The sequence below is a fragment of the Lentzea indica genome (assembly GCF_012184385.1).
Lineage (GTDB): Bacteria > Actinomycetota > Actinomycetes > Mycobacteriales > Pseudonocardiaceae > Lentzea > Lentzea indica.
The window spans coordinates 1-5,634 of record NZ_VSRL01000394.1; the positions used below are offsets into that span (position 1 = coordinate 1).

5 protein-coding genes are annotated in these 5,634 nt (G+C 68.5%); 1 reads left to right on the forward strand and 4 read right to left on the reverse strand.

The window, feature by feature from the left end:
• The first annotated feature begins 61 nt into the window (after positions 1-61).
• A complete protein-coding gene (locus FXN61_RS53865; protein ID WP_246293153.1) occupies positions 62-862 on the forward strand; it encodes a cytochrome P450 in 801 nt (266 codons plus the stop codon).
• A 73-nt stretch (positions 863-935) separates the two neighbouring features.
• On the opposite strand, the gene FXN61_RS46775 is transcribed toward FXN61_RS53865, so the two are convergent.
• From FXN61_RS46775 to FXN61_RS46790, 4 genes are all read right to left on the reverse strand, one after another.
• Positions 936-2,318: an alpha/beta hydrolase family protein gene (locus tag FXN61_RS46775; RefSeq protein WP_167980239.1), complete on the reverse strand. Its 1,383-nt coding sequence runs from the start codon at positions 2,316-2,318 to the stop codon at positions 936-938.
• 69 nt (positions 2,319-2,387) lie between these two features.
• On the reverse strand, positions 2,388-3,500 hold the full coding sequence (locus tag FXN61_RS46780; protein ID WP_312878537.1) for a substrate-binding domain-containing protein: 1,113 nt from the start codon (positions 3,498-3,500) through the stop codon (positions 2,388-2,390).
• A 185-nt stretch (positions 3,501-3,685) separates the two neighbouring features.
• Positions 3,686-4,468 (reverse strand): Asp23/Gls24 family envelope stress response protein, encoded by a 783-nt coding sequence (locus FXN61_RS46785; RefSeq protein WP_167980240.1) that lies wholly within the window; start codon positions 4,466-4,468, stop codon positions 3,686-3,688.
• A gap of 174 nt (positions 4,469-4,642) precedes the next feature.
• Positions 4,643-5,634: lysyl oxidase family protein (locus FXN61_RS46790; RefSeq protein WP_223165886.1), on the reverse strand; the 992-nt coding region annotated here is incomplete at its 5' end.

The window sequence follows — 5,634 nt, forward strand, 5'->3', positions numbered from 1 at the left end:
CGCCGTCACCGCTGTGCTCACCGCGATCGCCGGCCCGCCTGGCGCGGCCGCGGGCTGCGTGATGTACGAGCTGGTCAACCGCCCGGACTGGGCGGACCGCCTCGCCGCCGAATTCGCCTCGGTGAGCACCACCGAGCTGTACCGGTCCGGTACCCGGTGCGCACCGGTGGCGCACCGGTTCGTGAAGGAGGTGCTGCGCCGCTGGACCGCCCCGACGATGCTGACCCGCAGCGTGCGCACCCCGATGCGGGTGGCGGGGCACGACCTCGCGGTCGGCCAGCACTTCGTGCTCAGCCCCGCGATGGTGCACCAGGACCCGAGGCACTGGCGGGACCCGGACGTGTTCGGCCTCCATCACGGAGAACAGGATCACCCGCTCCACGGCGTCGGTGATTCCCAGGCGCTGCTCGAAGAACCGCCACGAGGTGTCCACGCTGACGCCGATGCTCAGGAGCGCGACCGCGTAGAAACCCTTGGCGCCGGCGGGTTCGGAAGGCGTGTCGTCGACCTCGTCCGTGCCGCCGTTCTCGGCCCTGTCCAGCTCCGCGATCAGTTCCGGGGTGAGCAGCACGTTGCCGCCGGTGTCGGTCACGCCGTTGCGGGCGCGCCACTCGTTCACGATCGGCGTGGCGTACGACCTGCTGGGCACCTTCTTCTGGCCCTGCTTGCTCAGCCAGCGGCGAACGTCTTCCACCGTGGACCCGCGCGGCATGTGCTCCAGCGCGTACCGGATCTGGTCCTTCATGGTCTTCAGCCGGCTCAACGCCGCTTCGTGCTCAGTTGTGTGGCCGACGACGTCCGTGCGCACTCGTCCTCTCCGTCCTCCGTTGTGATCACGCAGACACGAATCACCCCGGTGTGATTCGCAACGCGCGGGACCCTACCCGGCCGGTGCCGGTCGGCCGAACCGGCCGACCGGCACTGGGCCACATGGGTTATCGCGACGGGCGCAGTTGGCGGGGTGGTTGCTGGTCGGTGAACGCCGGAGGCATCACCTTGTCCGTGAAGGTGTAGATGTCGAAGACGGTTTGTTGTTGCTGGGTAAAGGTTGCGGCCCGAGCGTTCAGCGTGCCCGTCCGCAGGTCAGGCCACCGGCCGGTCGTGATCTTCGTCGACAACCCTTGCAGCGCAAGGATCTCGTCGGCCGCGCTGAACGCGCCGTGGTCGCCGCGATCGACGTACAGCTGACGCAGCCGTTCCGGGTGGCCGTGCCGGCGGACCTGCTCGCCGTACCAGCGGGCGTCCGAGGTGATGATCCCCTCCGCTATGCCGTGCAGCGTGACGACCGGCGTCGGAGTGCTCCCCGCGGACACGCCGTACCGGTACATCCACGCCACCGCCTTGGGATCCGGCGCGATGCGGGGCGCGTCGGCGAGTCGCCGCAGATCGGCACGCAGGTCCGCGCCGGCCACCCGGTACGCCTGCTCGACGAAGTCACGCAGCCCCGAACGCTCGAGCTGCCGGGCGTAGTCAACGCCGATGTTGTGCGACGGGTTGCCGCCCGCACGCCGTTCGACGTCGACTCGGCCGGTGGGGCCGAGACCGGCCACGTACGCCGCCTCGGTCCACCACGCCTGCTGGCGAATGGCCTCGACCGGATCAGCCGGCGGTCGCTCGTGGGCGGTCGCCCACAACGGGAGACCGCCGATCGCGCCGATCAGCGCCAGTTTCGCCCTGCCCTCCGACGTGGTCAGTGCCTGCTGGACGCCGCGTTGCAGCACCTGCACGCTGTGCGCCGGGTCGCTCGCTTTGACCAGTTCGAGCCGCTGGTCGTCGGTGAGCAGGGTGCGGACCGCGAACGTGACGTCCAGCCCGCGGTTGAGCGTCGCGGGAACGTCCTGGTTGCTGCCGAGAGCCAGCACGCCGTCGAACCGGTCGGGGTGGCGCTCCGCCAGCCGGGTCGCGATGCCGCCGCCCATGGAGAACCCCGACGAGATCGTGTGCCGAGGCCGCCCGATGGTCGAATGGAACCAGTCCAGCAGTGCGATCTGGTCGTCGAGCGCCTTGTCGATCACCATGCCGAACCGGCCCTGGTACTCGGATCCGGCGAGCGCGTAACCGTGGTCGAGCAGCCATTGCTCGGTCTCCACCCGGTTGGCGAGCGGGATCCCCTGCGGCCACGGGGAACCTTCCGGGATGTAGCCGTGGCTGAACAGGACCAGCGTGCCGTTCCACCGCTCCGGCGTCTCGACGCGGTAGCCGGCGCCGTTGATGACGCCTGTGTACGTGTGCCGTCCAGGCTCGGTCGTCGTCGCGTGAGAGGTGCCCGCGACGCTGATCAGTAGCAACAGGACGAGTGCAAGGACTCGGCGTCCCATTGGTGCTCCTTCCGTTCGGCTCCTTCGCAGACACGTCGAACGAGCCGAACGAAAAAAGACGGCTGGCGCCTACTCGGGGCGGCAGAGCACCGGGTTCTTCAACTCGCCGCAGGGACGGTTGCCGTGCGAGCGGATGACGTCCCTGCCGACCTGGTTGGTCAGGTAGCGCAGGAAGCTGGCCGCCGGCGAGTCGGCCTTCGGCTCTCCGAACGTGTACGCGTACTCCGTCTGCCAGAACGGGTAGGCGGCGTGCACGGCCCCTTCCAGCGTGGCTTCGTGCCCGGAGATGCGCACGGGCACAACGTCCTGGCGATGCGTCACGGCACCCAGCTCGCTGTAGCCGATGGCGCCGGGCGTGACCGCGACCGTGTTCAGCACGTCGTTGGTGGTCGGCCGCTCACACCGGATGACGCCGGGCAGGGCACCCGAGTCCAGCTGCTTGCAGTCGTCGGAGTTGGTTCCCGGTTCCCGTTTGCCGGACAGGACCTGTCCCTGGAAGGTCTTGCGGGTGCCCGAGTCGGGATCCCTGCTGACGAGACGGACCGGCAGGTCGTTGCCGCCGATGTCCTTCCAGTTGCCGATCCCGGTGCGGTTGTGGGTCTGCCGGACGGTTCCGCCCTTGACCCCGGCCACGACCTGGGTGGTCGTCGGCCGCGGGTGCTTCTCGTGAACCCGTTCCAGCAGCACCAGAACCTTGTAGTGCCAGCCGCGGTTCAACGTCACCTTCGGCAGCTTGACGATGCCGGACGACAGACCGGGGGCGTCGGCCCGATCGGTGCGGTCGAGTCCCTTGCCGGGGTCGTCCGACTCGAACGTGCCGCGCATGCTGTCGTCGCTGAGCTCCGTCACCGCCAGCCCGACGACCTTGCGACCAGGGAAGACCACCTCCATACCGGCGTCGGGCACCGTGTAGTCGTTCTCGGCGATCGTGGTCGCACCGTTGTTCTCCACGCGCAACAGGACGAACGAGGGGCTGTCCAGCTGCTTGCCCGCTTCCTGCTGCAGCAGCGTCTTCAGCACACCGCCGTACTTGGACTCGACCTGTCCGTTGACGGTGGTGTCCATCTGCACCCGCCAGCCGAGCCGCTTGCGCCCGACGACGACGAACTCCCAGAGGAAGGCGAACAACGGCACAGCGATACCGACGATCGGGAGCGCGAACCCCCAGGCAAATCCATCCACACCAGTCTCCGCTTCGCACGCTCGCGGCACGAGTCATCCTCTTCGATGATCGAACGTGGCGGTTCGTGCACCGGCGAAGGGGTGATTGGCCGGATGTTCATCGAATGGCCATGCGTGCGGGGAAACCGTTGGTGGAACGAGACCTTCGGGCCGCGGCACGCCGGTGCCGCGGCCCACAGTTCAGGTCAGGAAGGCAGGTGGACGTCGCTGACGTGGACGTCCACGGCCGCGACGTCGTAACCCAGGAACTGTTCGACGGCCTCGATCACGTCGGTCCGGACCTGCTCGGCCAGTGCCTTGATCGCGTGCCCGAACTCGATCACCAACGAGACCTTGATGGTGGCGACATCGCCGTCCACCTCGACGGAAATGCCTTCGGCGTCAAGGCTGTACACGCCGTCGATCTTGCCGGCGACGATGGTGACGACCTTCGCGACGACGCCGTCGTCCACCGTGACGTTGCCTCGGGCAGCCGCGGCGGCCCTGGCCGGTTCCGCGGCCGGCTCGACGACGGGCACGACGACCGGCTCGGCGACCGCTGCCGCGTCCTCGGCTTCGGCTTCGACGGCGACGGGCTCGTCGTCCTGAGCGCTTTCCTCGTCCTGGTCAGCTTCTTCGTCAACGATCTCGTCAGCGGTCTCGTCTGCTTCTTCGTCGGCGATCTCGTCGGCGGCTTCCGGCGCGAGATCTTCGTCCGCGGCGGGCTCGCCGGCCTCTTCGGCGTCCTCTTCCGCGTTCTCGGGTTCGGTGGTTTCGTCGGCGTCCTCCGCGTCCGGCGTGGTGCCGTCCTCGGCGACGTCCTCGGTCGAGTCGGTCTCGATCGCTTCGGTGTCAACGGTTTCGTCAGTGCCGGCCTCGTCGGACGGCGTGCTGGCGGGCTGGGCGGCGGTGGGGGCCGCGGTGTCCTCGGGGGAGTCGGCGGTGTCGTTCTTGGGGCGGCCGAAGAAGGTGCTGATGATCTCGGACATGGGTGTGTTGGTCCCGTCTCGCGAGCAGAGGATGCAGGGGAGGAGCGATCCGACGGCGTCATGATAGGCACGCCGCCGGTGCGTCCGATCATCACCCCGGATTCGAGATTTCCCTGTGTCCCAACAATGTTCAGCTCGTGACGAGACGGGCCGCCCCAAGAACGTCACGCCACCTCAGCAGGCCGAGTGCGTGCCCCCGAGTACGGCCTTCGGCGTGGCCGTGGCCAGCCCGGACAGCGTGATCGGGATGCGGACGCAGTTGTTGCGCTCGGCGGTCTCACGCAGTTTGTCGTTCGGGTCGACGTGGGTGACGAGCGTGTAGGTGCCGTCAGCCAACGAACTGACCTCGATCATCTGGTCGGGTAGCGCCCACCAGTACTCGTCGGCCCACCCGCGCGAGATGCCGTTCTTGAACGCGTCGACACCGGGCGGTGACGACGGTTCGGGGTCCAGGCAGCGCGGCGCCGGGTAGCTCTGTTGCGCGTTGCCCTTGCGCGCCCACCAGGGCATCTCGGTGTCGGCCATGCAGAAGCCGTTCTTCTTCCCGGTGGCGACCACGGCACCCGAGGAGTTCTCCAGCGTGGAGATCGAGAAGTCCTCGAAGTGGTAGTGGCTGTGGATCGCGTGGTAATGCATGACGCCCACGGACGGCACGTCGCGGTACGTACCGTCGGCGCGGTAGATGCGTTGCGAGCCCGGCACTTCGTGCGGGCGCTGGCCGGCCGGGGTCGAGTAGCGGACGTCGACAGGACCTTCGCCGACGTTCGACATGGTCTGGCCGAAGCGCAGGCACTTGCGGGCGTTCTGTTCCTGCACCTCGCTGCGGAAGCACGACGAGCCCGGCGCCGCGACGTCGTCGAAGAACGGTGGCGGCGTCTCGAACGTCGCGTACCGCTGCGGCAACGCCTCCAGATCCGGCAGCAGTTCGCGCGAGGACGGCCTGGGCGAGTTCTCGTTCTCGACAAGGCCTTCGTACCGGACGACGTCGGACCCCAGCTCGGGGACGAACGGGTTGTAGAAGATGTAGACGGTGTAGCGCGCGGAGCTCTTCGGCAGCCACACCGACCGGGCCGGGCCGATCTGCGCGTCGGCGAGCGCGACGCGCCGCGACCCCTGGTAGACGGCGAACCCGAGGCTGTCGTCGGGGGTGGCGCCGACCGCCCGGA

Bases quoted from the DNA above. Each gene is read 5' to 3' on its own strand.
- FXN61_RS53865 (WP_246293153.1), top strand. From the start codon at position 62: ATGTACGAGCTGGTCAACCGCCCGGACTGGGCGGACCGCCTCGCCGCC.
- FXN61_RS46775 (WP_167980239.1), bottom strand. From the start codon at position 2,318: ATGGGACGCCGAGTCCTTGCACTCGTCCTGTTGCTACTGATCAGCGTC.
- FXN61_RS46785 (WP_167980240.1), bottom strand. From the start codon at position 4,468: ATGTCCGAGATCATCAGCACCTTCTTCGGCCGCCCCAAGAACGACACC.